We start from the raw sequence: 26,082 nt of genomic DNA on the forward strand, positions 1-26,082 counted from the left end.
TGCGTCAACCCTGCATGCTCGCGGTCATGAGCATCCCGCCGGCCATCCACGTGCAGGGCCTGGAGAAGTCGTACAAGCAGTCGCGTGTGCTGCGCGGCGTCGACCTCGACGTGGCGCGGGGCAGCATCTTCGCCCTGCTCGGCTCGAACGGGGCCGGCAAGACGACGGTGGTGAAGATCTTGTCCACGCTGCTCGGCGCGGACGCGGGGACCGCCCGGGTCAACGGCTTCGACGTCGCGACGCAGGCCGCCGATGTCCGCGGGTTGATCAGTCTCACCGGGCAGTTCTCGGCGGTCGACGAGATCCTCAGCGGGCGGGAGAACCTCGTCCTGATCGCCCGGCTGAGGCACCTCGAGGACCCGGGCACGATCGCGGACGACCTCCTGAAGCGCTTCGCGCTGACCGGGGCGGGCCGCCGGAGAGTAGCGACCTACTCCGGTGGCATGCGCCGCCGCCTGGACATCGCGATGAGTCTCATCGGCAGTCCGCCGGTCATCTTCCTCGACGAGCCGACGGCCGGGCTGGACCCGCAGGCGCGCCTCGAGGTATGGCAGGCCGTCCGGGAGCTCGCCGAGGGCGGCACGACCGTCCTGCTCACCACCCAGCACCTGGACGAGGCCGAACAGCTGGCCGACCGGATCGCGATCCTGCACCAGGGCCGGATCATCGTCAACGGCACCCTGGCCGAGCTCCAAGCGCTGCTGCCGCCGGCCACGGTCGAACACGTCGAGAAGCAGCCCTCCCTCGAAGACGTTTTCCTCGCGGTCGTCAGTGACCGCGACCCGAGATAAGGGGACAGCAATGGCCACGCGTTTCTTCGGCGACACCGCTGTCCTCACCGGACGGACCGTGCGCCACGTCACCCGCAGCCCGGACACCATCATCACGACCGCGCTCACACCGATCGCCATCATGCTGATGTTCGTCTACGTGTTCGGCGGCGCGATCGACACCGGGACGGTGTCGTATGTCAACTACATGCTGCCCGGCATCCTGCTCATCACGATCGCGTCGGGCATCTCGTACACCGCGTTCCGGCTCTTCGGCGACATCCAGGGCGGAATCTTCGAACGATTCCAGTCCATGCCAATCGCCCGATCGGGCGTGCTGTGGGCGCACGTGCTGACCTCGCTGCTTGCCAATGTGATCTCGCTCGTGGTCGTCGTCGGCGTCGCCCTGCTCATCGGCTTCCGCTCGGGCGCCGGAGTGGCGGCCTGGCTCGCGGTCACCGGCATCCTGATCCTGTTCACCCTGTCGTTGACGTGGATGGCCGTGATTCCCGGGCTCGCCGCGAAGACCGTGGACGGCGCGAGCGCCTTCGCCTACCCGCTCATCTTCCTGCCGTTCATCAGCTCGGCCTTCGTGCCCACCGGCACCATGCCCGGCCCGGTGCGCGCTTTCGCCGAGAACCAGCCGGCGACCTCGATCGTCAACACGATCCGGGGCCTGCTCACGCAGCAACCGGTCGGCAACGGCATCTGGACCGCCCTGGCCTGGTGCGTCGGCATCCTCGTCGTCGCCTACATCTTCGCCACCATCGTCTATCGTCGCCGGATCTCCTGAGCGGCGTCCACCGCGTCCGGGCGGGTTCCAGGGCAGGATCTGCGGCATGCTGACGATCGGTCAACTGGCGGCGTACGCGGGCGTCACCGTGCGGGCGGTGCGGCACTATCACCAGATCGGACTGCTGCCCGAGCCGGACCGGGATGCTTCGGGTTACCGCCGGTACGGCGCCAAGGCCGTCGTGTCGCTAGTAAGGATCCGCACCCTCGCCAACGCCGGCGTGCCGCTGTCGCAGATCGGTCAGATGCTCGAAGCCGACGCATCGACCTTCGCCGAAACGGTCCAACGGATCGACAGCCACCTGCGCGACGAGATCGAACGACTCGAGACCAGCCGCGAGCAAATCGCGCAGCTCGCGGCCGGTGACAGCCTGGCGCTCCCACCGGAGGTGATCTCCTATCTCGATCGGCTTCGGGAGATCGGAGTGTCCGAACGCATGGTGGCGGGCGAGAGGGACGCGTGGATCCTGGTCGCGGCTCGCTGGCCCGATCACCTTCGCGAGGTCATGCAGGCCAAACACGCGCAGCTCGACGACCCGCGACTCGTCCGGCTCTATCGTCTGGGGTCGCAGCTCCTCGAAAGCGACGACGTAAGCGACGACCCGCGTCTGGAGGAGATCGCCGGCATCATGACCGGCCTGGCCGAGCAGGCGTACGCCGCCGGGGAGAACGACCCCGGCGACGGGGCGCACGACGACCTGCCGTTCGAACTTCTGGACGCACTTGCCGTCGAGTCCGAGCCGCGGGTGCGGCGGCTGATGGAGCTGATGCGCGAGCGCGGCTGGGCCAGTTGGACCCGGGCCCGGCCGGAGCGGCTGGCGCAGCCGCCCGACTGACCTCGGTCTGCCGTGCAGTCGTTCGACGGACGACGCGCCGCGGGCCCGGCGACACGATGGGTTCATGAGTTATCCCGAGCCGGTTCTGGAGCCGGCGGCCAAGCAGTTCGCGCTGGACACCGCGAACCCGCCGTACCTGTTCGACCTGAGCATCGCCGACGGCCGCAAGACGGTCGACGGCGTGCAGTCCGGGGATGTGCCCCGCCCGGACGCCACCATCGAGGAGCTGGACGTCCCCGGCGGCCCGTCGGGCACGGTCCCGATCCGCATCGTGCGGCCCGCGGGCGCCCAGGGCGTTCTGCCGGTGGTCTTCTACATTCACGGCGCGGGCTGGGTGTTCGGCGACGCGCTGACCCACGACCGGCTCGTGCGTGAGCTGGCCACCCGGGCCGGCGCGGCGGTGGTCTTCCCCAGCTACAGCCGGTCGCCCGAGGCGCGCTACCCCGTCGCGATCGAGGAGTGCTACGCGGCCCTGGAGTGGGTCGCGGCCAAGGGCGGCGAGCACGACCTCGACCCCGAGCGGATCGCCATCGCCGGTGACTCGGTGGGCGGCAACATGACCGCCGCGGTGACCCTGATGGCCAAGCAGCGCTCCGGCCCGGCGCTGGCCGCGCAGGTGCTGTTCTATCCGGTCACCGACGCCGGCTTCGACACCGACTCGTATCGGCAGTTCGCGACCGGCTACTGGCTGCGCCGCGACGCCATGCAGTGGTTCTGGGACCAGTACACGCCCGACCCGGCGGTGCGGGCCGAGATCACCGCCGCGCCGCTGCGGGCCACCACCGAGCAGCTCGCCGGGCTGCCCCCGGCGCTGGTCATCGTGGGCGAGGCGGACGTGCTGCGGGACGAGGGGGAGGCGTACGCGGCCAAGCTGCGCGCCGCCGGAGTTCCCGTCACCGCCGTCCGCTACCAGGGCATCGTCCACGACTTCGTGATGGTCGACGCGATGCGCGACACCCATGCCGCGAAGGCCGCCACCGCGCAGGCCGGCCGGTTCCTGCACGACGCCCTCACCGACTGAAAGGCCGCGAACACCATGACCACTGTCGTACTCGTCCACGGCGCCTTCGCCGACTCGGCCAGCTACGCCGACGTCGTCACCGAACTGCTCGCCGACGACATCACCGTACGGGTGCCCGCGGTGCCCAACCGCAGCCTGCTCGGCGACGCCGCGTACATCTCCTCGGTGATCCGGCAGATCGACGGGCCGGTGCTGCTGGTCGGCCACTCCTACGGCGGCGCCGTGATCACCGTGGCCGGCGCCGAGGAGAACGTGGCCGGTCTCGTCTACCTCTCCGGCTACGCCCTGGAGGAGGGTGAGAGCCTCGGCCAGCTGCAGGGCGGCTTCCCCGACTCCGACCTGGCCGCGGCGCTGGTCTACACCAAGTACCCGATCCCCGGCGCCGAGGACGGCACCGACGTGTCGGTCGACGTCGACAGGTTCCCGGCCATCTTCGCGGCCGACGTCGACCCGGCCCGCGCCCGGGTGCTCGCGGTCTCGCAGCGCCCGCTGGCGGCGGCCGCCTTCGCCGAGGCCGCCCCGGTCGCGGCCTGGAAGACCAAGCCCGCGTGGGGCATCGTGTCGAGCGCCGACCACACCATCAACCCGGACGTCGAGCGTTTCGGCTACCAGCGCGCCGGCATCAAGGCCATCGAGCTCGACTCGTCGCACCTGGTCATGCTGTCGCACCCCAAGGAGGTGGCCGACCTCATCCGCCAGGCGCTGGCCGAGATCGCCCAGCAGTAGTCAGTCGTGGACGCGAGCGCGGGGCCGGTCCGGGGCGGCCCCGCCCTCCGCGAAGGTGTATCGCCGGCGTATCGGAAATCGCATACGCCGCGGCAACCCGTCGTCGGCTTCGATGGGGACGTGAAACGCAGAATGGTGCTCGCCGGCCTGGTGCTCCTCGGGGTGGCGGGCGCGCTGTCCGCCGTACGGCGGCCGCTTTTGATGTCTGCTCCCCGGTGCCTGGCCGGGCATTGGCACGGCTGCTACGACACCGAGAACGGCGTGGTCCTCATGACCCTGCTCGGGCTGCCGGCGGCCGCGCTGCTGGCGTGGGCTCTGGCCGCCCTCCGGCACGTTCCGGTGCGCCTTCCGCTGGCCGAGGTGGGCATGGTCTATGGAACTGTGCCGTTCGTGTGGATGACCCTGATGCCCGGGCCGGGAGCCGGTGTCGTCCCCGGCCGGGTGAGCCTGATCCCGCTCGTCGACCTGGTCACGATGGGCCCGATCGGCATCGGGGGCAACCTGCTGGTCTTCGCGTCCCTCGGTTTCTTCGCCCCGATCCGCTTCGCGGCGCTCGCGTCGGCGTGGCGGATCCTGGCCCTCGGCGCGGCCGGCTCGGTCCTGATCGAGGCCGCCCAGTACGTCTTCCAGCTGGACCGGGTCTCGTCGGTCGACGACGTGCTGGTCAACGCGACGGGGGCGGCTTTGGCCGGGCTGGCCTCGAGCCGCTGGTGGCCTCGCGAGCAGGAGCCCCATCCCGTACGGGTTCCGGCCGCGGCAGACTGAGCCGCATGCGCGTACTGATCGTGGAGGACGAGCCGCACCTGGCCGAGGCGGTCCGGGACGGCCTGCGGCTGGAGGCGATCGCGGCCGACATCGCCGGGGACGGGGACACCGCCCTCGAACTGCTCGGCGTCAACTCGTACGACCTGGCCGTGCTCGACCGCGACATTCCCGGGCCGTCCGGTGACGAGGTGGCCCGGCGCATCGTTGCCTCCGGCAGCGGCCTGCCGATCCTCATGCTGACCGCGGCCGACCGGATCGACGACAAGGCGTCCGGGTTCGAGCTGGGCGCCGACGACTACCTGACCAAACCGTTCGAGCTGCGAGAGCTGGTGCTGCGGCTGCGGGCGCTCGACCGCCGCCGGGGGCACGCCCGTCCGCCCGTACGCGAAATCGCCGGCCTGCGGCTCGACCCGTTCCGCCGCGAAGTGTTCCGCGACGGCCGCTACGTCGCACTCACCCGCAAACAGTTCGCCGTGCTGGAGGTGCTCGTCGCCGCCGAGGGCGGGGTGGTCAGCGCCGAGGACCTGCTGGAACGGGCCTGGGACGAGAACGCCGACCCGCTGACCAACGCTGTCCGGATCACCGTCTCGGCCCTGCGTAAACGGCTCGGCGAACCGTGGATCATCGCCACTGTGCCGGGCGTCGGCTACCGCATCGAGGAGGCGGGTTGAGCGCCCGCGGCAAACTCGCCCTCAGCTACGCCGGTTTCCTCATGCTGGCCGGTGTCCTGCTGCTCGCGACGGTGTGGGTGTTCCTCCTGCGCTACGTTCCCGATCAGGCGCTGCTCGTTCCGACCGGCAACGACATCCCGAGCGGCGCCGTCTTCCCGATCCGGTCCGAACTGCTGCGCGCGTTCGCCCCCAAGGCGGCCGCGGTGCTGGTCTTCCTGCTGGCATTCGGCCTGGCCGGGGGATGGATCCTGGCCGGCCGGATGCTCGCCCCGCTCACCCGGATCGCCGAGGCGGCCCGGACGGCCGGCACCGGGTCGCTGTCGCACCGGATCGCCATGACGGACCGGCGCGACGAGTTCCGGGAGCTGTCCGACGCGTTCGACTCGATGCTCGAACAGCTCGAATCGCACGTGGCCGAGCAGCGGCGGTTCGCCGCGAACGCCTCCCACGAGCTGCGTACCCCGCTCGCCATCTCGCGGACGCTGCTCGACGTCGCCCGCAAGGACCCGGCGGGCGACCGGGAGGAGCTCATCGAACGCCTGCAAGCCGCCAACATCCGGGCCATCGACCTCACCGAGGCCCTGCTGCTGCTCGGCCGGGGCGAGCGCGGCGGGTTCGTCCCCGAGCGTGTCGACCTCTCCCTGATCGCCGAGGAGGCCGCCGAGACGTTGCTGCCCCTGGCCGAGCAGCGCGGGATCACGCTCGAGGTCACCGGTGGGGCGGCCCCGGCCGACGGCTCGGCCGAGCTCCTGGCGCGGATGGCCGCCAACCTCGTCCAGAACGCCATCGTCCACAACCGGCCCACCGGGGGCACCGTCACGGTCCAGACCGGGACGCGGGGCGGCGCCGGCTTCCTGCGGGTCGGCAACACGGGCCCTCGGCTGCCGGCGGAGCTGATCCCCACCCTCACCGAACCCTTCCGCCGCGGAACCGGACGGGTCCGCACCGACGAGCACGCCGGTGTCGGGCTGGGCCTGGCCATCGTGCACAGCATCGTCCGCGCCCACGACGGCGCCCTCGAACTCGTCCCCGGCCCCGACGGCGGTCTGCTGGTCACGGTCCGCCTGTATCGCGGGCGTATCGGAAACCGCATACGCCCCGGCAACCGGTCACCGTCTTCAGTGGAGCCATGAAGAGCACATTTCCCGTACGGGGCATCGCCCGCCGACGCTTGATGAAGTGGGGTGGGCTGGCGGCGGCCGGGGCCCCGCTCGCCGGCACCGGCGCCGCCCACGCCACGCCCGGCCCGGTTCCGCCCGGCGCCCGGCCCGGCGGCGCCTACGACCGTTACGTGGCCGGGCTGGCCGCCCAGGGCGAATTCTCCGGCGTGGTCATGCTGTCGCACCGGGGCCGGACGGTGCTGTCCCGCAGCTACGGCTGGGCCGACGAGGAGCGGGGAATCCGCAACCATGAGGGCACCGCGTTCAGCCTCAGTTCGGCCGGCAAGCCGTTCCACGCGGTCGCCGTCCTGCAGCTGGCCCAGCGGGGCAAGCTGACCCTCAACGACCCGGTCGGCACCCATCTGACCGGCTTCGCCCCCGACCTGGCCGAGCGGGTGACCATCCACCATCTGCTGTCCGGCACCTCGGGGACCGACACGCCGCCGGAACAGGTGCAGCGGGTCTTCCGGAGCCGCGACGAGGTGCACGAGTTCTATCAGCGGCGGGCCCGGCAGGCGAAACTGACCGGCGTTCCGGGCCTGCCCTCGGCCGCGCACGCCGAGGCCGAGGTGACCATCCTCGCGCTGATCGTGGAAGCCGTGGCCGGCACGACGTACTGGGACTACGTCGAGGAGAACATCTTCCGGCGCTGCGGCATGACCGGATCCGGGTTCTTCACCCGGCCGCAGTGGCTCACCGACCGGCATCTCGCGCACCCGTACATGGAGGTGGCCGGCGGGCGGGTGGTCGACGCGCTGCGCCACCTCGACCAGGGCAGCCCGAAGCCGTACGTGCTCGGCAAGAACCCGGGCCGCGCCTTCATCGACGCCCCCGGGGACGGTGGTTTCGCCACCGCGCCCGACCTGATCCGGTTCACCCGCGCCCTACGTGACGGCACGCTGCTCGACCGGCCCTGGGCCGACGTGCTCACCGCACCCAAGATCCCGCACGGGCCGGCGTCGTTCGGCGCGTACGGGATGGCGACCGAGATCGTGGGCGGCCAGTGGGCGTTCCAGCGCGCCGGCGGCAACCCCGGCGTCGGCGCCAACTGGAGTGTCTATCCGGACACCGGCTGGGCCGGCGTCATCCTGGCCAACCGCGACTCCGGCGCGTCGCTGACCGACCTGATCGGGCGCGAGGTCCAGGCCGTCACCGGGGTCGCGCCCGGTGACGGCGGAGCGGGTGGCTGATCCTGCTCAGCAGGACGCCTTGCCGCCGTTCAGGCGTTCGGTGCTGTGCCGCTGATAGCCGAGCTCGGCGCCGCCGCGCAGCGTGATGCTGTTGCAGCGGTGCACCGACGGCGCCGAGTGGGCGACGAAGCTGGCCGTGCTGACCGTGTTGCCCTCGAAGGTGACCTTGCTCAGGTCGCCGTCGAGGATCGGCGGGTCCTGCGAGCCGGTGCTCGAGATCTTGTTGCCGGTGAAGGCGATCTGCGCGTCGGCGATGGCGAAGTTGCCGCCGGTGTGCAGCACCAGGCCGCCGTGCGAGTTGCGGAACGTGTTGTTGCGCAGCTTGATCCGGTGGGCCGACGAGTCGCCCTGGTCGGCGCCGATCTCGAGGATGCCCTGGGTGTTCGAGCCGGTGCTGTGGTGCACGTCGAGGTCGTCGGCGTAGTTCCACACCTCGACGAAGCCGCCGTCGTGGCCGTAGTCGTTGCTGGGGGCCCGGCAGTTGGTGCAGCTGCTGTAACCGATCTCGACGCCGTGCGCCTCGACCAGGAAGCCGACCGCGCCGTAGTCGTCGTCGCCGCCCGGGGTGTCGCGCACCATGGTCAGGTCGCGCACCGTCACCTTGTCGGCCCACGTGTCGGGCGCCCGGAACTGCACCCCGACGCCGGCATGGTCGACGGTGCTCGACCGTACGCCGCTGTTGGCGCCGTGGATGACGAAACCGTTCCGCATGGCATTGGTGACCCGGATGTTCTCGACGATCTGGTAGCGGCCGGAGAGCAGCACCACGCTCTCCTGGTCGGCCTTGCCGCCGTTGATGACCGGGAGCGACCCCGACCCGTACGCGGTCAGCTTGACCGGCTTGGCCTCGGTGCCGTCACCGCGCAACTCGACCGTCGTCTGCCAGGTGCAGCCGCGGGCCAGCCCGATCACCGTGCCGGGATCGAGCGAGCGGGAGGTGGCGGCGCCCACGCTGCGCAGCGGTTTGGCCAGTGTCCCCGGGTTGCCGTCGTCGCCTTTCTCACAGTCGACGTGAATGTCGACGTGGACGGCGGCGGCCTTGGGCTTGGCCGGGGCCGAGGTGACGTACGCGGCCGTCCCGAGACTGGGGGCGACGCTGACGGTCGCTTTCGGTGACGGCGTCGCGGAGGTGCTCACCGACGGTACGACGTTGCTCACGGCGGCGGCATCGGTGGCGTCCTCCGAAGGGGAGGAATCGGAGAAAGGGGAGTAACCGGCGACGGCCAGTCCTCCACCCAGTGCGGCAACCGCAGCGGCGAACACCAGCGGGAGACGGAGGCGTCTGCTCAGCATTTCGCCACCCTACCGAACCCCGAAATAGTCATATTGACCGTCATCAGCGCCTGCTCGAGGGCGAAATGACGCAGCCGCACCGACAGGGATGCGACTGCGCCGTTTAGCCGGAACGCGGGAAATGTCAGAGCTGGCCGAGCAGCAACAGCAGGAAGTTCAGGATCGCGGCCAGCTGACCGGCGGTCGGGGTGCCGTCGAGCAGGCCGGCGATCGCGCACAGCAGGTTGCCGAGCAGGTTGCCCGGGGCCGAGACGGCGGTGATGAGCAGATGCACCTGGTTCAGGTCGACCACCAGGCCCAGCAGGTCGAGGTGCAGCGGCCCGAGAGTCAGGTCGAGAATTCGGCACGTCGCCTGGGCGACCACCGCGGAGGTGCTGACCGTACGGGTCACCGTGCCGACGGCGGTGCCGGTCGAATCGGTCATCGTGCCGGTCAGCGTGCCGGTGGCCAGCAGCTGCCCGTTACGCGTGGAGAACCGCGTCGGGGTGAACTGGCCGGCGAAGGTGCCGGTGCCCCCGGCGGCGTCGGTGAAGGTGCCGGTGATCGGTGTGCCGGGAATGGCGGCGGCCGCAGGCGGGGCGGCGGCCGGGGCGGCGGCGGCCGCGTTCGCTCCCATGCCGGCGAGCCCGAGCGCCGCGACCACTGCTACGACGATCATCGAGAGCCGTTGACGATGTGACATCGTTCCTCCTGCTGATAGCGAACCTTCGTACACCGACAAGCCTCGATGGATGCGGAGATCGGTCCCAGTGAGTGCTGTCATCGGCCGGCCATGACTCCAGTGAGGACGGAAAGCTGACAAGAGTCATGTTTGGCTCGCTTCAGGGCAGCCAGCCCGCGTCCTCGGCGACCCGCACCGCCTCCAGCCGGTTGCGGGCCCCGGTCTTGCGCAGGATCACGGAGATGTAGTTGCGGACGGTCCCCGCGGTCAGGTGCAGCCGGGCCGCGACCTCCACCGACGGCACCCCCGACGCGGCCACGCTCAGCACGTCGAGCTCCCGCGCCGACAACGGGCTGCGCGGCGCGGCGACCATGGCCACGGCGAGCCCGGCGTCGATCACGCGTTCGCCCCGGGCCAGCCGCCGGATGTCGCGGGCCAGCTCGCACGGGGCGGCCTGGGTGCCGAGGACCCCCCGCACGTGGACGTCCAGCGCACGGTTGAGCCGCCCCGGGGCGTCCGTTCCGGCCAGCACGAGCATGGCGCAGCCCGGCTGCTGCACGCTGAGCTCGGTGAACAGGCGCAGGCCGTCCCCGGCCAGCAGGCCGACGTTGACGACCGCCACGTCCGGCGGCACGGCGCGGGCCATGGCCGGCGCCTCGTCCAGGCCGCTCAGCTCGGCGACGACGGCGAAGTCTTCTTCCAGGGACAGGGTCGCGGCCAGGGCGCCGCGGAGCAGATTCATGGGTTCGACGAGCAGGATGCGGATCACGATGGCCTCCCAGCCAGGGTCAAAGCCGTGCGGTGGGAAGGCCGGCGTCCGAGATGGCGTCAGGCCCGTACGGGCCGAGCTCGGATCGTCGGAGGCCGGCCGGGGCCGTCGCCGGGTCGATGCACCGGCGGCGGCCCGCTTCCGGACCGCGTAGTTCAGCTGGGAGGGCCGCTGTATCGGACGGTGCGTCCGGAAATGTCGGCGCCGGTGGGCGCGACAGCGGTGGTGGCGGCGAGTTCCGGCCGCCAGAACGACGGGACGATGCCCATCGGGGGAACGGCGCCGCCGCCGGAGTCACGCACGTGACCGCCGCCGGCGGACGGGCCATCGGGATGCGAAGGCGGCCGGGGCGTGACCGGCCTCGGCCCGCCTCGGCCGGACGAGGCGGCGGCCGTGGGCGTGATGCTCGCAAATGGGGCGGACTGCGAGCCGGCCAGTGGTGTGAGCGTCCTCGCCGGAGGAAGTGTGACGGTGGCCGCTTCCCGGCCGGCCTGCGGCAGGGTGACGCGGCCGGGCGCGTCGTCGGCGACCGGAGCGTGCAGTGCTTGTCCGGCCGTGCGGCGCGACTCGCTCCGCGACGAAGGTGCCGCGATCACCCGCTTCGCCGGTCCGGTCAGGGCGTGTCGCATGGGCGTTTCGGCGGCCCGTTCGAGCAGGCCCGAGGCCTTCTGCGCCGCCGGTGCCGTCGACAGTTTCCGGCCGCTTGTTGCCAGAGCCGGGACCGTCCGCAGCGGTGCGGCCGAGAGCTCGCCGGCGGACCTGGCCCTGACTTCGAGGACCAGCTTCTGCGGCGCGGAGGTAAGCCTGTCCGATTTGATGAGCTCGGCCGCGGGAATCGACTTCTTCATCGTCCCGAGCGCCGGAATTGCCGCCTTTGCGACCCGCTTCGGCGCCGCGGCCAGTTCCGCTTTCTTGGTTACGGCCCGTAGGTGCGTCTTCGGCGGTCCGGTCCGGTGCGAGACCTGAGCGGTCAGGCCTTTCGTGGCTTTCCGCGTGATGGCGACCCGGGTGGCGAGGCCGGTACGGGCTTTCTGCTTCGTGGTGGCGCCCAGGGTGGCCAGGCCGTTTCCGGCTTTCTTCGGGACGCTCCGGGTGGCGAGGCCGTTCCCGGCTTTTGCCGTGACGCTCCGGGTGGCGAGGCCGTTCCCGGCTTTTGCCGTGACGCTCCGGGTGGCGAGGCCGTTTCCGACTTTTGCCGTGACGCTCCGGGTGGCCAGGCTGTTCCCGGTCTTCTGCTTCGGGACGCCCGGGGTCGCCTTGCTCTTCGCGGCATCGGCGACCGGCTTGCTCACAGCCGCCGGCGCGTCGACCGGCAGCGGCTGATCGGCCACCCCGTCGTCGGCCCGCGCGGCGTGATCAAAGACGCTCAGCACCAGGTAGGCGGCCGCGGCCAGGCCGATCAGCAGCAGGAGGCGAGTGACACGCCGGGCAGCGGAAGCTGTCGCAACCCCACGCATGATCCACCTCCCACCGGCAACATCGTTACGGCCATCGATGAATCCGTACCCATTCCCGGGCGGCTGACACCCGCCGGTTTCGCTGGCAGTGAACGCCGGAAGAGGACGGACCTTTTCGAGGTTGAGCGGCTCATACTCAACTTTTTTGGAGGGGCCGAATGACCACCAAGCGCCTTCCCGTGTTGTTCCTGGACGACATCGTCCTGCTCCCGGGCATGGTCGTTCCGGTCGAACTGGACGAGGCCGCCCAGGCCGCCGTCGACGCGGCCCGCACCTCGGCCGGGTCCGAGTTGCTCATCGCTCCGCGGCTCGAGGACCGCTACGCGTCCCACGGGGTCGTGGCGAGCGTCAAGCAGGTCGGCAAGTCCCGCGGCGGCACCCCGGCCGCCGTTCTGCGCACCGGTGTGCGCGCCCGCATCGGCAGCGGGGTGACCGGCCCCGGCGCGGCGTTGTGGGTCGAGGCCGAACCGGTCGAGCCCGGCGCGGTCACCGAGCACACTCGTGAGCTGGCCGCCGAGTACAAGCAGCTGGTGGTCTCGGTGCTGCAGCGCCGCGAGGCGTGGCAGGTCATCGACTCGGTCAGCGCCATCGACGACCCGGGTGACCTGGCCGACACCGCCGGCTGGGCGCCCTACCTGGCCAACGACCGCAAGCGCGAGCTGCTGGAAACCCCCGACGTCGAGGCCCGGCTGCGGCTTCTGATCGAGTGGACCCGGGACTTCCTGGCCGAGTCCGAGGTCAGCGACAAGATCGAGCACGACGTCCGCGAGTCGGTCGAGAAGCGCAACCGCGAGTACCTGCTGCGCGAGCAGCTCAAGGCCATCCGCAAGGAGCTCGGCGAGGACGAGGCCGAGGGCAACGACGACTACCGCGCCCGGGTCGAGGCGGCCGGCCTGCCCGAGGCGGTCCGCGAGGCCGCGCTGCGCGAGGTCGGCAAGCTCGAGCGGGCGGGCGACCAGAACCCCGAGGCGGGCTGGATCCGCACGTGGCTCGACACGGTCCTCGACCTGCCCTGGAACGTGCGGACGACCGACAACACCGACCTCGAAGCGGCCCGGGCCGTGCTCGACGCCGACCACCACGGCCTCGACGAGGTCAAGGACCGCATCGTCGAATACCTCGGGGTCCGGGCCCGCCGCGAGTCCCGCCACCTCGAGAAGATCGGTGGCCGTGGGTCGGGCGCGGTGATCCTGCTGGCCGGGCCGCCCGGAGTCGGCAAGACCTCGCTCGGGGAGTCCGTGGCCCGCACGCTGGGCCGCAAGTTCGTGCGGGTCGCCCTGGGCGGCGTCCGCGACGAGGCCGAGATCCGCGGCCACCGCCGTACGTACGTCGGTGCTCTGCCCGGCCGGATCGTGCGTGCCGTCAAGGAGTCGGGCTCGATGAACCCGGTCGTGCTGCTCGACGAGGTCGACAAGGTCGGCAGCGACTACCGCGGCGACCCGGCCGCGGCGCTGCTCGAGGTGCTCGACCCGGCGCAGAACCACACGTTCCGCGACCACTACCTCGACCTGGACCTCGACCTGTCCGATGTGCTGTTCATCGCGACCGCGAACGTGCTCGAGACGATCCCGCAGGCGCTGTTCGACCGGATGGAGCTCATCTCGATCGACGGCTACACCGAGAGCGACAAGGTGGCCATCGCCCGCGACTTCCTCGTGCCCCGGCAACTGGAGCGGGCCGCGTTGCAGACGGACGAGGTGACGGTCACCGAGGAGGCCCTGCGCGAGATCGCCGCCAATTACACCCGGGAGGCCGGCGTACGGTCGTTCGAGCGCTTGCTGGCCAAGGCGTTCCGCAAGGCGGCGCTGGGTGACCTGCCCGCCACCGTCGACGCCGCCGGCCTGAAGGACCTGATCGGGCGCCCGCGCTTCATGCCCGAGTCGTCCGAGCGTACGGCCGTGCCCGGGGTGGCCACCGGTCTGGCCGTGACCGGAATGGGCGGTGACGTGCTCTACATCGAGGCGTCGCTGCTGCCTGGCGACAAGGGTGGCCTGTCGGTCACCGGCCAGCTCGGTGACGTGATGAAGGAGTCGGCCCAGATCGCCCTCTCCTACGTCCGGGCCCACGCCGAGGAGCTGGGCATCTCGCCCGAGCAGCTCGACCACCCGATCCACCTGCACGTGCCCGCGGGGGCGGTGCCCAAGGACGGGCCGTCGGCCGGGGTCACGATGACGACCGCGCTGGTCTCGCTGCTGCTCGGCCGGAACGTGCGGGCCGAGGTGGGCATGACCGGTGAGGTGTCGCTGACCGGGCGGGTGCTGCCGATCGGCGGCGTCAAGCAGAAGTTGCTGGCCGCCCAGCGGGCCGGGTTGACCGAGGTCTTCCTGCCGCAGCGGAACGAGCCCGACCTCGACGAGGTCCCGGCGGACGTGCTGGCCGACCTGACCGTGCACATCGTCTCCGACGTACGGGAAATCCTGGGGTCGGCCCTGGAGCCCGTGTCGGCCGGCCTGGTCGCGGCGGCCTGACAAAGCGGTCCCTCCGGTCGTGGAGTGCCACGACCGGAGGGGCGTCCGCTATTCCGTCTTGGAGTCGACGTCGGCCTGCCCGCTCTCGCCGACCCAGACCGCTTTGAGGTTGCAGAACTCGCGGATGCCGGCCGCCGACAGCTCGCGCCCGTAGCCGGAGTTCTTGACGCCGCCGAACGGCAGCTGCGGGTACGAGGTGACCATGCCGTTGACGAACACCGCGCCCGCGTCGAGCTCGGTGACCAGCCGCTGCTGCTCCTGCGGGTCGTCGGTCCAGGCGTTGGCGCCCAGCCCGAACGACGTCGCGTTGGCCAGTTCGATGGCCTCGTCGATCGAGGCGGCCCGGTAGACGCCGGCCACCGGCCCGAACACCTCCTCGTCGAACATCCGCATGTCGCGGGTGATGTCGGTGATCACGGTCGGCGGGTACCACCAGCCGTCGCCCTCGGGCGCCCGGCCCCCGCAGCGGACGGTGGCGCCCTTGTCCACCGCGTCGGCCACCAGTTCCTCGACGTCCTTACGGCCCTGCTCGGTGGCCAGCGGGCCCACGTCGGTGGCGTCCATCATCGGATCACCGACGGTCAGCGCCGACATGTGGGCGACGAACGCGTCGACGAACTGGTCGTAGACGTCGGTGTGCACGATGAACCGCTTGGCGGCGATGCAGGACTGACCGTTGTTCTGGCATCGGGCGGTGGTGGCGACCTGCGCCGCCTTATCCAGGTCGGCCGTCGGCAGCACCACGAACGGGTCGCTGCCGCCCAGCTCGAGCACGGTCTTCTTCAGTTCACGGCCGGCGATCGCGGCGATCGAGCGGCCCGCGTTCTCGCTGCCGGTGAGGGTGGCCGCGCGTACGCGGAAATCGGTGAGGATCGTCTCGACCGCGTCCGAGCCGACCAGCAGCGTCTGGAACGACCCGGCGGGGAAACCGGCCCGGGTGAACAGCTCACCCAGATAGAGCGCGGTCTGCGGGACGTTCGAGGCGTGCTTGAGCAGCCCGGTGTTGCCGGCCATGAGCGCGGGCGCGGCGAACCGCATCGCCTGCCAGAGCGGGAAGTTCCACGGCATCACGGCCAGCACCGGTCCGAGCGGCTGATAGCGGGCGTACGCCTGCGTGGCGCCCACCTCGGATGCCTCGACCGGCTCGTCGGCCAGGAACCGCTCGGCGTTGTCGGCGTAGAAGCGGCACGCCTTGGCGCACTTGACCACCTCGGCCTTGGCCGCGGTCAGCGTCTTGCCCATCTCCTGGGTCATCAGCGCGCCCACGTCGTCCTGTTCGGCCTCGAGCAGGTCGGCCGCGGCCCGCATCCACCCGGCGCGCTGCTCGAACGAGGTGTCACGCAGCGCGTGGAAGCCCGTCACGGAGCGCCCGATCGCCTGGTCGATCTGCTGGGCGGTCAGCGGCTCGAACGTCTTGAGGACCTCGCCGGTGACCGGATTCGTCGTCGCGATCGGCATGTTTGCCTCCTTGTTGCCTGTCTCCCTCAGGCGCTACCCGTTCCCGTCGCCGCTAACCGTCGGGTTGGGCGTTCGTCCGGGCCCTCCAGTGGGCAGATACCACGCCGTGCAGACCTCTGACGTCGTTTTCGCGGTCATCGGCCTCGGAGCGCTCCTGGCCGGTGTCCTCCCTCGATTGCTGGAACGGCGACCGCTGTCGATGCCGATCGCCTTCCTCGCCCTCGGCATGCTGGTCTTCGCACTGCCGATCGGGTTGCCCGACCCCGATCCGCTGACCCATCCCAAGGTGACCGAGCATCTCACCGAGATCGGCGTCATCGTCGCCCTGATGGGCGCGGGGCTCAAGATCGACCGGCCGTTCAGCCGCCGGGGCTGGGCCTCGACCGGCCGGCTGCTGGTGATCGCCATGCCGATCACGATCGCCGCGATGGCCCTGCTCGGCTGGTGGTGGGCCGGGCTGGTGCCGGCCACCGCTCTGCTGCTCGGCGCGGCCCTCGCGCCCACCGACCCGGTGCTGGCCTCGGACGTGCAGGTGGGCGAGCCGACCGACGAGGAGGACTCCGAGGACGAGGTGCGGTTCGCGCTCACCTCGGAGGCCGGGCTCAACGACGGGCTGGCCTTCCCGTTCGTCTACGCGGCGATCGCCATGGCCGGCGCGGCCGGTCTGAGCTGGGCCGGCGAGTGGGCCTGGAAGGACCTGCTGTTCCGGCTCGTGGTCGGCGTGGCCGCGGGCCTGCTGGTCGGCAAGCTGCTCGGCCGGCTGTTTTTCCGGGCCCGCAAGGCGGAACTCCGGCTGGCCAAGCACTCCGAGGGCTTCCTGGCCCTGGCCGCGACCTTTCTGGCCTACGGGGTGGCCGAGGTCGCCCAGGGCTACGGCTTCCTGGCCGTGTTCGTGGCCGCCCGGGCCATCCGGGCCGCCGAACGCTCGCACGACTACCACCAGGTGTTGCACGATTTCGCCGAGCAGGTCGAGAGGCTGCTGACGGTCCTGCTGCTGCTCCTGTTCGGCGGGGCGGTCGTGGGCGGGTTGCTGGGCCCGCTGACCTGGCCCGCGGCCCTCGCCGGGCTGGCGCTCGTCTTCGTCATCCGGCCGTTGACCGGCTTCCTGTCGCTGCGGGGCGCCCCGGGCCACCGGGCCGAGCACTGGGTGATCGCGACGTTCGGCATCCGCGGCATCGGCTCCTTCTACTACTTGTCGTACGCGCTCACCCACGCCGAGTTCCCGGGCGCCGACCTGGTGTGGGCAACGATCGCCTTCGTGGTGCTGATCTCCGTGGTCCTGCACGGGGTGGCGGCCACCCCGGTCATGCAGTACGTCGACCGCGCCAACGAGCGCAGCGGGCAGCCGGACCGGGTCGGTGAGACGGCCTGACCGGCCCGGGTAGTGTCGCGGGCATGTCCGACCCGGGTTCGTTCGATGCTGTCCTGTTCGACTGCGACGGGGTCCTGGTGGCCTCGGAGAGCATCACCAACGGGGTGCTCCGGTCGATGCTGCACGAGCTGGGCTGGCCGATCAGCGAGGCCGACTGCTTCGCAATGTTCGTCGGGCGGGCGCTGAACGACGAGACCGCGATCATCACCGCCCACACCGGTTTCGAGGTCACCGACGAGTGGCTGGCCGAGTTCCGCCGTCGCCGCAACGTGGCGCTGGCCGCCTCGCTCGAACCGATCCCGGGCGCCGTGGCCGCGGTGCACGAGATCGACCGGCTGATGGACGGCAAGATCGCCTGCGCCAGCGGGGCCGACCTCGGCAAGGTGCAGTTGCAGCTGCGCAAGGTCGGCCTCGACCGGGTCTTCGCCGGCAAGATGTTCAGCGGCATGGATCAGCCGCGCAGCAAACCGGCGCCCGACGTCTATCTGGCCGCGGCGGCGTTTCTCGGCATCGATCCCGTACGGGCGGCGGTCGTCGAGGACACGGTGCCCGGGGTGACCGCGGGCGTGGCCGCCGGCGCCACCGTCTTCGGCTACTGCCCGCCGGACAGCCTCGCCCACCACCCGCCCAAGGCGCTGCTCGATGCGGGCGCGACGCACATCTTCACCGCCATGGCCGACCTCCCGGCTCTGGTCGGCCGCCCGGTCCGCGCCGCGAGCTGAGCAGGCGGGCTCCTCCGCGTCTTCCCGGGCGTGCCGGAAAGTCATAGTCTTCGATCGAGGACCCGGTACGCGCGTCATCGCTGAGGAGGGGTCATGCGGCTCTTGGGTAGGTTCGTGCTTGCAGCGATCATGGTGGTGGCGGGGTTGATCGGCCCGGCCGGCCCCGCTCAGGCGGGAGGATCCGGGCATCATCCGGACTTCCGGGCCCTGGTCTTCTCGAAGACCGCGGCGTTCCGGCACGACTCGATCCCGGCCGGCGTGGCCGCGATCCAGCGGCTGGGCGCCCGCAACCACTTCCGGGTCGACGCGACCGAGGACGCCGCGGCGTTCACCGACGCGAACCTGGCCCGATACGACGTCGTGGTGTGGCTGAGCACCACCGGTGACGTGCTGGACGACGCCCAGCAGGGCGCCTTCGAGCGCTACATCCGGGCCGGCGGCGGATATGCGGGCATTCACGCCGCCTCCGACACCGAATACGACTGGCCCTGGTACGGCGGCCTGGTCGGGGCGTACTTCCGCGATCACCCGGGCTCGGTCAACGCCCAGTTCCAGGTGGCCACGGTCAAGGTGCTGACCCGCGACACGGCCGCGACCCGTCCGCTTCCGCGCCGCTGGCAGCGCGAGGAGGAGTGGTACAACTTCCGGACCAACCCCCGTGACACCGTACGGGTCCTGGCCGAGGTGGACGAGACGACGTACGACCCGCGCGGCTACAGCATGCCCGGCGGGTCGCCCGGCATGGGCGCGCATCACCCGATCTCGTGGTGCCAGCCGTACGATGGGGGCCGCGCCTTCTATACAGCGATGGGGCACAAGGCCGAATACTTCTCCGACCCGTTGCTGCTGGCCCACCTGCTCGGTGGCCTTCGCATGGCGGCCGGCGAGACCCGCTTCCCGTGCGGCCGCCCGGACTGAGCGCTCCCCCGGCGATATCGGAGGTTTTCGCCCGAATCGCGGGTAATCGGCAACTATTCTGAGCCGATGGCGTCTGTGCTCGTTGCGGAGGACAACCCGGATCACCGGCGGATCCTGGCCCAGGTCGTCCAGCGGCTCGGGCACGAGGTGACGGTGGCCGATGATGGCTGGGCGGCGCTGGTCTACGCCACCCATCATCGGCCCGACCTCGTGCTCGCCGACGTCGACATGCCGGAGATGGACGGGCTGCAGCTGTGCCGGGCGTTGCGGGAGGACCCGATCCTCAGCGGCCTGCCGGTCGTGCTGATCACGGGTCTGCTGCTGCGGGACGACCCCCGGTTCGGCGAATGCGGCGCCGTCGAGGTGGTCAGCAAGCCGTTCGATCTCCGCGAGCTGTCCGGCGTGCTGACCCGGATCCTCGACGGGTCGGCCTCCCCGGGGCCGGAAGCACGAGCGTCGTCACTGCCTCCGGTCGCTCCGGTCTTCCTCGAGGAGATGGTCGGCAGCGTCGACGCGGGCATGGCCGCGTGCGACACCAACGGACGGCTGATCATGTTCAACGGCTTCCTGCGCGACTTCTTCGGTGCCGACAGCGCGGCCGTCCCGATCAAGGAGTGGGCGCAGCGCTTCGGGCTGCGCCACCACGACGGCAGCCCGCTGCCGACCAGCGAGGTGCCGATGGTCCGCGCGCTGCAGGGCGAGACCGTCGAGCACGCGGGCCAGCTGGCCATCGACCGGCACGGCCGGCAGCGCTGGCTGACGATCAACGCGCATCCCGTACGCGAGGGCGAGACGATCATCGGTGCCGTCGCGGCCGTGCACGACATCACGACCGAATACCGGTCCCGTATCTACCGGGCCTGCCGGGCCGAGGTACTGGAGGCGCTGGCGCAGAGCCCGACCTTCGCGGCCGCCGCCGACAACGTCGCACGGATCGTGGGAACGACTCTGTGCTGGTCCTTTGTGCGCCTGTGGCTGGTCGACCCGGTGACCGACCGGCTGCGCCCGGCTGCCTCTTATACGGCCCCGGGGGAACCGGATCTCCCCATGCCGACCAGCTTCTCCCGCGGCCGGGGACTGGCCGGGGTGTGCTGGGAGCGCGGCGAGATGGTGTGGGTGCCCGACATCCACGCGCCGGACTCGCCGGTGCTGCCCGAGATCGCGGCCGCGGCCCCCTACCGGGGCGCGGGTGCTCTCCCGGTTCGCAGCGGCGACCGTGTGACCGGCGTGCTCACCTTCTTCAGCCGCGACCAGCAGGACCCCGAATCGGCTCTGGTGCTGCTGCTGACCGGCATCGCCGACAGCATCGGCGCGTATTGGGAGCAGCGCCGGGCCGACGGGCTCGCCCGCGACCTGGAGGCCACGACCGACGAGTACGTCGCGCTGGTCGGTCACGAACTGCGCACGCCGCTGACCTCGATCACCTCGTACGTCCAGCTCATCGCCGAGAGCCCGGAGGTCACCGATGATCTGCGCGAGCTGATCGAGGTCGTCGACCGCAACAGCCGGCACCTGCGCGAGGTCGTCGAGCAGCTGCTCGACCTGGCCGCGCTCGACGCCGGGCACACCGTGCTGCACATGGACGAGGTCGACCTGGCCGCCCTGATCGCCACGGTGACGGACGGGGCCTGGGCGGCCGCGGACGCCCGCCGCATCTCCCTGGCCACCCGGACCGACGGCGATCTGCACGTCACCGGCGATCCCGCCCGGCTGACCGAGATGCTGCGCTGCCTGGTCGACAACGCCGTCATCTTCAGCCACGAGGACTCCAGGGTGCTGATGGAGGCCGTGGCCGAGGAGGACACAGTCCGGCTGACCGTGGCCGATTGCGGCGTCGGGCTGCCCTCCGACAACACGGCTCAGCTGTTCCGGCGCCTCTACCGCGGCGACAACGCCCGGCACCGCGGCATCCCGGGCAACGGCCTCGGCCTCGCCCTGAGCCGGGCCGTCGTCGAGCGTCACGGCGGCACCATCACGCTCGGCGCCAACCAGCCGTCCGGCACGATCGTCACCGTACGGCTGCCTCGGATCCCGATGACCGCGGGCTGACTCAACCCTTGACGGCGCCGGTGAGACCGCCGACGATCCGGCGTTCGAAGAGGCTGAAGAAGACCAGCGCCGGGATCATCGACAGCGAGGTGAACGCCAGCACCTTAGCCGTGTCGACGGAGTACTGGGAGGCGAAGGCCTGCACCCCGAGCGGCAGAGTGAAGGTGTCCTGGTCGTTGAGGATGAACAGCGGCAGTAGGTAGCTGTTCCAGCTGCCGATGAAGGCGAGGATCCCGGTAGTGATCAGGCCGGGCACCGAGAGCGGGAGCACCATCCGCCAGAAGAAGCCGAGCCGGCTGCAGCGGTCGATGGCCGCCGCCTCCTCGATCTCCTTGGGGATGGCCCGCAGGAACGGGACCAGGATGATGATCGTGGTGGGCAGCCCGAAGGCGATCTGCGGGAGGATGACGCCGGGCAGGGTATTCACCAGTCCCAGGTTCTTCACCAGGATGTACAGCGGCGTGATGGCGACGGTGGCCGGGAACATGAGCCCGGCGGCGAACAGGGCGTACAGGGCGCCGCGGCCGCGGAAACGGTAGCGGGCCAGCACGTAGCTCGCCATCACGCCCAGGGTGACGACGCCCACCGTCGTGACGACCGCGGCGATCGCCGAGTTGCCGACCTGGCGCCAGAACGTGCTGCCGGTCAGCACGTCGGTGTAGTTGGCGGTCACCCACGGGTGAGGCAGGCCGGCCGGGTCGGTGGTGATCTGCGAGTTGGTCCGGAACCCGCCGATGATGATGTAAATGACGGGGCCGAGCATCAGGCCGATCAGCATCAGCGCGGCCACGTAGACCATCGGGTTGCGCCCGGGACGAGCTGTCGTGGCCATGGCTACAGTCCTCCGGTGAGTGCGCCGTCGGTGTCCCGGCGCAGAACGAAACGCTGGTACACGAGCGCGATGATCATTGAGATGACGAAGAGGACGACCGCCACGGCATTGCCGTATCCGTAGTTGCCCGCGTTGCGGCCCTCGGTGACCATGTACGTCGCCATGGTCGAGGTGCCGGCGGTGGAGGCGACGTACTGGCCCCAGATGATGTAGACGAGGTCGAACAGCTGCAGCGCGCCGATGATCGACAGGAAGGCCCAGATCCGGATGGTCGGGCCGAGCAGCGGCAACGTGATGTGCCGCTGGGTCTGCCAGAAGGACGCGCCGTCGACCGCGGCCGCCTCGGACAGCTCGTCCGGGATGTTCTGCATGCCGGCCAGGAACAGGATCACCGCGAACCCGACGTACTTCCAGGTCAGGATCAGCATCAGCGTCCAGATGGCCAGGCGCGGGTTGGCCAGCCAGTCCTCGGTCAGCCCGCCGAGGCCGATCGACCGCACGACGTCGTTGACCGCGCCGTTGGTCTGCAGGATGAGAGCCCAGGCCGTGCCGGTGATGACCTCGGAGATGACGTACGGGACGAAGATCAGCACCCGGATGGCCGACTGGCCACGCATCCGCCGGTTGAGCAGCAGGGCCAGGCCGACCGCGATCGGGCCCTGCAGCACGATGGACAGCACGACGATCTGGGCGTTGTGCCACAGCGCCTCGTGGAACGCGGTGTCCTGCAGGATGGTGACGTAGTTGTCGAGCCCGACGAAGTTGGTCGGTTTCCCGAAGCCCTTCCACCGGTAGAAGCCGTAGTAGGCGGCCATCAGGACCGGGAAGATCACGAAGCCGGTGAACATCAGGACCGCCGGGCCGGACAGCGCCGCGATCTCCAGGCGCTGGGCCCAGCCGATGCCGCGCCGGCGGGGACGCAACGGAGGCGACGCCTGAACGCCACCTCCGTTGCGCACACGATCGCCGGGCGCGTCGTGAGTGACCGCCACGCTTTCTCAGCCCTTCTTGGCCGCGTCGTTCACGGCCTTGATGATTCCGGCGACGTCGCCCTTGCCGGCGAGCAGATTGACGACACCGATGTTGAGGGCGTTGCCGACGTTCTGGCCGTACACCGTGTCGAGCCACTGCGACACGTACGGGGCCTTGTTGTAGGCGTCGAGAACGGCCTTGAGGTAGTCCTCGGTGACGGCACCCTGGGCCTCCTTGCTGACCGGCAGCGAGTTGAAGGCCTTGTAGTAGCCCTCCTGCACGTCCTTGGTCAGGATGTAGTTCAGGAAGTCGGAGCATTCCTTGGGCGCCTGCGCCGAACAGGAGTAGCCGTCCGCGCCACCCATGATCGCGGCCGGGTCGCCCTGGCCCCCGGGAACCGCCGGGAAGGGGAAGAAGCCGAGGTCGGGCAGCGGCTTGGCGTCCTTGGTCAGCGAGGCGATCACACCGGGATCCCACGAGCCCATCAGTTCCATGCCCGCCTTGTGGTTGGCGATCAGGCCGGCCGAGCTGCCCGCGCCCTGCTGGGCCGAGGTGGTCAGGAACCCGTCGTTGAACGGCTGGGTGCCGGCGAAGGCCTTGAGGTCCTCACCCGCCTTGGTCCAGCAGGGGTCGCCGAAGTTCTTGTCCTTGGCCGCGGCGTCCAGCGTGGCCTGGCTGCAGGCGCGCAGCGCGAAGAAGTAGTACCAGTGTGCGGCCGGCCAGGCGTCCTTGCCGCCCAGGGCGATCGGCGTCCCCTTGGCCTTGAGCTTGGCCGCGGCCGCGTTGAGTTCGTCCAATGTGGTCGGCGTGCTCGTCACGCCGGCCTTCTCGAACAGATCCTTGCTGTACCAGAAGCCGCCGGGCAGGATCGAGACCGGTACGGCGTAGGCCTTGCCGTCAACCTGCCCGGTCTGCAGGGCGGCTTCGCCCACGGCCTGCTTGGTCTCGGCCGTGATGTCGGCGGTGACGTCCTTGAGCTGACCCGCCTCGACCATCGCGGCCATCTTGCCGCCACCGCGCTGCAGGAAGATGTCGGGCGCCGACCCGGAGTTCAGCGAGGTCTGCAGCTTGCCGTCCAGGTCCTCGTTCTGAACCGACTGGATCTTGATTTTCACGTTCGGGTGGGCGGTCTGGAAGTCAGCGACGGTCTTGTCCCAGAACGCTTTGCCGGGACCGGTCGTGGCGTTGTGCCAGAAGCTCATCGAGACATCGCCTCCCGAGCTGGAACCTCCGTCGTCGTCGTCGCCACCACTGCAGGCGGCCAGGCCCATGGCGCCCAGCGCGACTACGGCCGCCACGGCGAGACCTCTTCTATGGTTCATCACGTCACCTTTCGGGGAAGGGTCCGGCCGCTGGACACGGCCGGGTCAGTCAGTCCGCGCGGTAGGCGGCCCGGTCGAAGTCGGCGTAACCGCCCTCGGCGCCCAGGTCCTGCACCCAGAGGCCGACGAAGGCGCCGGTGAAGCCCCACGCCTCGGGTTCGCCCGGCACGATGGTCGCGGCGTACTCGTCGGACAGGGTGGTGACGTCGAAGGCGCGGCCGAGGTCCTTCCAGACCGGCTCCCCGTCGGGATCCGTCGTGCCGGCGAAGGTCAGGGCCGGGCCGTCCAGGCGGATCCGCAGACCCACCCGTCGTACGCCGGGCAGCGGCACCCGCAGACCCGGAGGGATCGTGACGCGCCCGCTGTCGCAGCACAGCACGTCGAGCACGGGCCGGCCGTCGTCGTCGGCCGTCACGTGCAGGAAGTACCAGTTGCGGGAGTTGTAGTACGCGGTCACGCCGGCCAGCTGGCGGGTGTTGCGCGGCTCGAACTCGCAGGTCGCCTCGAACGTGCAGTGCTGGGCGGTGACCCGGCGGGCCACCAGGCTGGGCCGGTGCCGGGCCATCGGGGACTGGCCGCCGCGGATCCGCAGGTGTGAGGGGCGGGCCGACAGGTCGAGCCAGTCCGGCGAGGCCGGGCGGCGCAGGGTCGACCAGTTGACGCCGAGTTCCGGCCCGTCGAAGTCGTCGTCCTCGACCAGTTCGGAGGACGGTGGCTGGATGGTCGCCGGGGCGGCCGCGGGGGCCGGGACCTGTTCGGCCGGCACGCCGTCGTTGATGCGGGGCCACGCGCCGGTCGGCCACTCCACCTTCTGCAGCGCGGTCTCGCGGCCGAGGACGCAGCGCCCGGACGGCGTGTACGGCCGGGCCACCAGATGGGCTAGATACCACTCTCCGGCCGGGGTCTGCACGAGACTCCCGTGACCGGCCTTCTGCAGGGTCAGCTCCGGGCGCCCGGCCGAGGTCAGCATCGGCCCGCTGGGGTCCACCTCGTAGTCACCCAGCAGATTCCGTGACCGCGCGACGGTGACCTGGTGCGTCCAGCTGGTGCCGCCCTCGGCGGTGACCAGGTAGTACCAGCCGTCCTTGCGGTAGATGCCGGGCGCCTCGGTCAAGCCGGCCGTGGTGCCCTCGAAGATCAGGTGAGCCGGGCCGGTCAGGCGGCGAGCCCGGGGGTCGTACTGCTGGATCTCGATGCCACCGAAGCGGTCGCGGCCTGGCCGCCAGTCGGCGCGCATCGACAGCATCCAGGTGGTGCCGTCCTCCTCGTGGAACAACGAGGCGTCGAACCCGCGACCGTGCAGAACGACCGGGTCGGACCACGGGCCGGCCATGCTCGGCGCCGTGACCAGATAGTTCTGCGGATCCCAGTAACCGCCCGCGAACGTCGCCACGTCGGTGAACAACAGATGGAACAGCCCGTTGGCGTACGTGAGGTTGGGCGCCCAGATGCCGCACGAGTCGGCGGTTCCGGCCAGATCGAGAAGCCGTCGTTCGGTCAGGACACCACCCAATGGCTGCCAGTGGACCAGATCCGTCGAGTGGTGCACCCGTACGCCCGGATACCACTCGAAGGTGGACGTGGCGATGTAGTAGTCCGGACCGACCCGCAGGATCGACGGATCCGGATGGAACCCGGGCAGCACCGGGTTGCGGATCATCGGGCTGTCGATTCCGCCGTCGCCGAGGGGCGAGACGGCGGGCCTGGCAATCGTCATGAAGTACCTTCCGGCGATGGTGGCGGGGGGGGGGCGGGCCCCCCCCCCCCCGCCGGGGCGCAGTCCGGCGGGGGGCCGTTGGGACCGAGGGCTAGAGGGGGGGCGGTAAGTGACACCCGCCCAGTTTTGATCTGACTGGGG

24 protein-coding genes are annotated in these 26,082 nt (G+C 70.7%); 16 read left to right on the forward strand and 8 right to left on the reverse strand.

All coding sequences use genetic code 11. From position 1 onward, the window contains the following. Positions 1-14: 14 nt before the first annotated feature. The 9 genes from ACZ3I4_RS26510 to ACZ3I4_RS26550 all read left to right on the forward strand — a co-directional run bounded on the left by ACZ3I4_RS26510 (position 15) and on the right by ACZ3I4_RS26550 (position 7,931). A complete protein-coding gene (locus ACZ3I4_RS26510; RefSeq protein WP_465384748.1) occupies positions 15-791 on the forward strand; it encodes an ABC transporter ATP-binding protein in 777 nt (258 codons plus the stop codon). Positions 792-801: 10 nt separating this feature from the next. Beyond that, entirely contained in the window at positions 802-1,563 is a 762-nt protein-coding gene (locus tag ACZ3I4_RS26515) for an ABC transporter permease (RefSeq protein ID WP_465384713.1), read from the forward strand. Between the two features lie 46 nt (positions 1,564-1,609). Beyond that, positions 1,610-2,398 carry a helix-turn-helix domain-containing protein gene (locus tag ACZ3I4_RS26520; protein ID WP_465384714.1) on the forward strand — a complete coding sequence of 263 codons (789 nt, stop codon included), beginning with the start codon at positions 1,610-1,612 and terminating at the stop codon, positions 2,396-2,398. A 64-nt stretch (positions 2,399-2,462) separates the two neighbouring features. After that, the gene (locus ACZ3I4_RS26525) at positions 2,463-3,419 is read left to right on the forward strand and encodes an alpha/beta hydrolase (RefSeq protein ID WP_465384715.1); all 957 of its coding nucleotides are present in this window, start codon (positions 2,463-2,465) and stop codon (positions 3,417-3,419) included. Between the two features lie 15 nt (positions 3,420-3,434). After that, positions 3,435-4,145, forward strand: a complete 711-nt coding sequence (locus ACZ3I4_RS26530; protein ID WP_465384716.1) for an alpha/beta fold hydrolase — start codon at positions 3,435-3,437, stop codon at positions 4,143-4,145. 120 nt (positions 4,146-4,265) lie between these two features. Then, positions 4,266-4,910 (forward strand): VanZ family protein, encoded by a 645-nt coding sequence (locus ACZ3I4_RS26535; RefSeq protein ID WP_465384717.1) that lies wholly within the window; start codon positions 4,266-4,268, stop codon positions 4,908-4,910. 5 nt (positions 4,911-4,915) lie between these two features. Next, positions 4,916-5,581 carry a response regulator transcription factor gene (locus ACZ3I4_RS26540; protein ID WP_465384718.1) on the forward strand — a complete coding sequence of 222 codons (666 nt, stop codon included), beginning with the start codon at positions 4,916-4,918 and terminating at the stop codon, positions 5,579-5,581. Further along, positions 5,578-6,714 carry a sensor histidine kinase gene (locus tag ACZ3I4_RS26545; protein ID WP_465384719.1) on the forward strand — a complete coding sequence of 379 codons (1,137 nt, stop codon included), beginning with the start codon at positions 5,578-5,580 and terminating at the stop codon, positions 6,712-6,714. The genes ACZ3I4_RS26540 and ACZ3I4_RS26545 overlap by 4 nt, the downstream gene beginning before the upstream one ends. Next, entirely contained in the window at positions 6,711-7,931 is a 1,221-nt protein-coding gene (locus ACZ3I4_RS26550; protein WP_465384720.1) for a serine hydrolase domain-containing protein, read from the forward strand. The genes ACZ3I4_RS26545 and ACZ3I4_RS26550 overlap by 4 nt, the downstream gene beginning before the upstream one ends. A gap of 6 nt (positions 7,932-7,937) precedes the next feature. Here ACZ3I4_RS26550 and ACZ3I4_RS26555 read toward each other — a convergent pair whose 3' ends face one another. The 3 genes from ACZ3I4_RS26555 to ACZ3I4_RS26565 form a co-directional block, all read right to left on the reverse strand. After that, a complete protein-coding gene (locus tag ACZ3I4_RS26555) occupies positions 7,938-9,224 on the reverse strand; it encodes a polysaccharide lyase domain-containing protein (protein WP_465384721.1) in 1,287 nt (428 codons plus the stop codon). Positions 9,225-9,348: 124 nt separating this feature from the next. Then, a complete protein-coding gene (locus tag ACZ3I4_RS26560; RefSeq protein ID WP_465384722.1) occupies positions 9,349-9,906 on the reverse strand; it encodes a hypothetical protein in 558 nt (185 codons plus the stop codon). A gap of 139 nt (positions 9,907-10,045) precedes the next feature. Beyond that, positions 10,046-10,654, reverse strand: coding sequence for a response regulator transcription factor (locus ACZ3I4_RS26565; RefSeq protein ID WP_465384723.1), 609 nt, complete (start codon positions 10,652-10,654; stop codon positions 10,046-10,048). A gap of 627 nt (positions 10,655-11,281) precedes the next feature. Here ACZ3I4_RS26565 and ACZ3I4_RS26570 point away from each other — a divergent pair. The 3 genes from ACZ3I4_RS26570 to lon are packed head-to-tail and all read left to right on the forward strand — an operon-like array spanning position 11,282 to position 14,579. Then, the gene (locus ACZ3I4_RS26570; protein WP_465384724.1) at positions 11,282-11,620 is read left to right on the forward strand and encodes a hypothetical protein; all 339 of its coding nucleotides are present in this window, start codon (positions 11,282-11,284) and stop codon (positions 11,618-11,620) included. Continuing rightward, positions 11,608-12,273 carry a hypothetical protein gene (locus ACZ3I4_RS26575; protein ID WP_465384725.1) on the forward strand — a complete coding sequence of 222 codons (666 nt, stop codon included), beginning with the start codon at positions 11,608-11,610 and terminating at the stop codon, positions 12,271-12,273. Before ACZ3I4_RS26570 ends, ACZ3I4_RS26575 begins: the two co-directional genes overlap by 13 nt. Continuing rightward, positions 12,270-14,579: an endopeptidase La gene (gene lon / locus ACZ3I4_RS26580; RefSeq protein ID WP_465384726.1), complete on the forward strand. Its 2,310-nt coding sequence runs from the start codon at positions 12,270-12,272 to the stop codon at positions 14,577-14,579. Before ACZ3I4_RS26575 ends, lon begins: the two co-directional genes overlap by 4 nt. A gap of 48 nt (positions 14,580-14,627) precedes the next feature. On the opposite strand, the gene ACZ3I4_RS26585 is transcribed toward lon, so the two are convergent. Continuing rightward, positions 14,628-16,037 carry an NADP-dependent succinic semialdehyde dehydrogenase gene (locus ACZ3I4_RS26585; protein WP_465384727.1) on the reverse strand — a complete coding sequence of 470 codons (1,410 nt, stop codon included), beginning with the start codon at positions 16,035-16,037 and terminating at the stop codon, positions 14,628-14,630. 106 nt (positions 16,038-16,143) lie between these two features. Here ACZ3I4_RS26585 and ACZ3I4_RS26590 point away from each other — a divergent pair, with 106 nt between their 5' ends. The 4 genes from ACZ3I4_RS26590 (at position 16,144) to ACZ3I4_RS26605 (ending at position 21,098) form a co-directional block, all read left to right on the forward strand. Further along, positions 16,144-17,409 (forward strand): cation:proton antiporter, encoded by a 1,266-nt coding sequence (locus ACZ3I4_RS26590; RefSeq protein WP_465384728.1) that lies wholly within the window; start codon positions 16,144-16,146, stop codon positions 17,407-17,409. A gap of 23 nt (positions 17,410-17,432) precedes the next feature. After that, the gene (locus ACZ3I4_RS26595) at positions 17,433-18,131 is read left to right on the forward strand and encodes an HAD family hydrolase (RefSeq protein ID WP_465384729.1); all 699 of its coding nucleotides are present in this window, start codon (positions 17,433-17,435) and stop codon (positions 18,129-18,131) included. Between the two features lie 114 nt (positions 18,132-18,245). Next, a complete protein-coding gene (locus ACZ3I4_RS26600; RefSeq protein WP_465384730.1) occupies positions 18,246-19,049 on the forward strand; it encodes a ThuA domain-containing protein in 804 nt (267 codons plus the stop codon). Positions 19,050-19,115: 66 nt separating this feature from the next. Continuing rightward, a complete protein-coding gene (locus tag ACZ3I4_RS26605; RefSeq protein ID WP_465384731.1) occupies positions 19,116-21,098 on the forward strand; it encodes a response regulator in 1,983 nt (660 codons plus the stop codon). Between the two features lies 1 nt (position 21,099). Here the strand turns inward: ACZ3I4_RS26605 and ACZ3I4_RS26610 are convergent, their stop codons facing one another. The 4 genes from ACZ3I4_RS26610 to ACZ3I4_RS26625 are packed head-to-tail and all read right to left on the reverse strand — an operon-like array spanning position 21,100 to position 25,941. Further along, positions 21,100-21,930, reverse strand: a complete 831-nt coding sequence (locus tag ACZ3I4_RS26610; protein ID WP_465384732.1) for a carbohydrate ABC transporter permease — start codon at positions 21,928-21,930, stop codon at positions 21,100-21,102. Between the two features lie 2 nt (positions 21,931-21,932). Next, positions 21,933-22,922: a carbohydrate ABC transporter permease gene (locus tag ACZ3I4_RS26615; protein WP_465384733.1), complete on the reverse strand. Its 990-nt coding sequence runs from the start codon at positions 22,920-22,922 to the stop codon at positions 21,933-21,935. A gap of 6 nt (positions 22,923-22,928) precedes the next feature. Further along, the gene (locus tag ACZ3I4_RS26620) at positions 22,929-24,224 is read right to left on the reverse strand and encodes an ABC transporter substrate-binding protein (RefSeq protein WP_465384734.1); all 1,296 of its coding nucleotides are present in this window, start codon (positions 24,222-24,224) and stop codon (positions 22,929-22,931) included. A gap of 49 nt (positions 24,225-24,273) precedes the next feature. Then, entirely contained in the window at positions 24,274-25,941 is a 1,668-nt protein-coding gene (locus ACZ3I4_RS26625; RefSeq protein ID WP_465384735.1) for a glycoside hydrolase family 43 protein, read from the reverse strand. Between the last annotated feature and the right edge of the window lie 141 nt (positions 25,942-26,082).

This window comes from Actinoplanes sp. NPDC021490, assembly GCF_055562135.1.

Coding starts and splice junctions, on each gene's coding strand:
- ACZ3I4_RS26510 (WP_465384748.1), top strand. CDS start 15: ATGCTCGCGGTCATGAGCATCCCGCCGGCCATCCACGTGCAGGGCCTG.
- ACZ3I4_RS26515 (WP_465384713.1), top strand. CDS start 802: ATGGCCACGCGTTTCTTCGGCGACACCGCTGTCCTCACCGGACGGACC.
- ACZ3I4_RS26520 (WP_465384714.1), top strand. CDS start 1,610: ATGCTGACGATCGGTCAACTGGCGGCGTACGCGGGCGTCACCGTGCGG.
- ACZ3I4_RS26525 (WP_465384715.1), top strand. CDS start 2,463: ATGAGTTATCCCGAGCCGGTTCTGGAGCCGGCGGCCAAGCAGTTCGCG.
- ACZ3I4_RS26530 (WP_465384716.1), top strand. CDS start 3,435: ATGACCACTGTCGTACTCGTCCACGGCGCCTTCGCCGACTCGGCCAGC.
- ACZ3I4_RS26540 (WP_465384718.1), top strand. CDS start 4,916: ATGCGCGTACTGATCGTGGAGGACGAGCCGCACCTGGCCGAGGCGGTC.
- ACZ3I4_RS26550 (WP_465384720.1), top strand. CDS start 6,711: ATGAAGAGCACATTTCCCGTACGGGGCATCGCCCGCCGACGCTTGATG.
- ACZ3I4_RS26555 (WP_465384721.1), bottom strand. CDS start 9,224: ATGCTGAGCAGACGCCTCCGTCTCCCGCTGGTGTTCGCCGCTGCGGTT.
- ACZ3I4_RS26560 (WP_465384722.1), bottom strand. CDS start 9,906: ATGTCACATCGTCAACGGCTCTCGATGATCGTCGTAGCAGTGGTCGCG.
- ACZ3I4_RS26570 (WP_465384724.1), top strand. CDS start 11,282: ATGGGCGTTTCGGCGGCCCGTTCGAGCAGGCCCGAGGCCTTCTGCGCC.
- lon (WP_465384726.1), top strand. CDS start 12,270: ATGACCACCAAGCGCCTTCCCGTGTTGTTCCTGGACGACATCGTCCTG.
- ACZ3I4_RS26585 (WP_465384727.1), bottom strand. CDS start 16,037: ATGCCGATCGCGACGACGAATCCGGTCACCGGCGAGGTCCTCAAGACG.
- ACZ3I4_RS26595 (WP_465384729.1), top strand. CDS start 17,433: ATGTCCGACCCGGGTTCGTTCGATGCTGTCCTGTTCGACTGCGACGGG.
- ACZ3I4_RS26605 (WP_465384731.1), top strand. CDS start 19,116: ATGGCGTCTGTGCTCGTTGCGGAGGACAACCCGGATCACCGGCGGATC.
- ACZ3I4_RS26610 (WP_465384732.1), bottom strand. CDS start 21,930: ATGGCCACGACAGCTCGTCCCGGGCGCAACCCGATGGTCTACGTGGCC.
- ACZ3I4_RS26620 (WP_465384734.1), bottom strand. CDS start 24,224: ATGAACCATAGAAGAGGTCTCGCCGTGGCGGCCGTAGTCGCGCTGGGC.
- ACZ3I4_RS26625 (WP_465384735.1), bottom strand. CDS start 25,941: ATGACGATTGCCAGGCCCGCCGTCTCGCCCCTCGGCGACGGCGGAATC.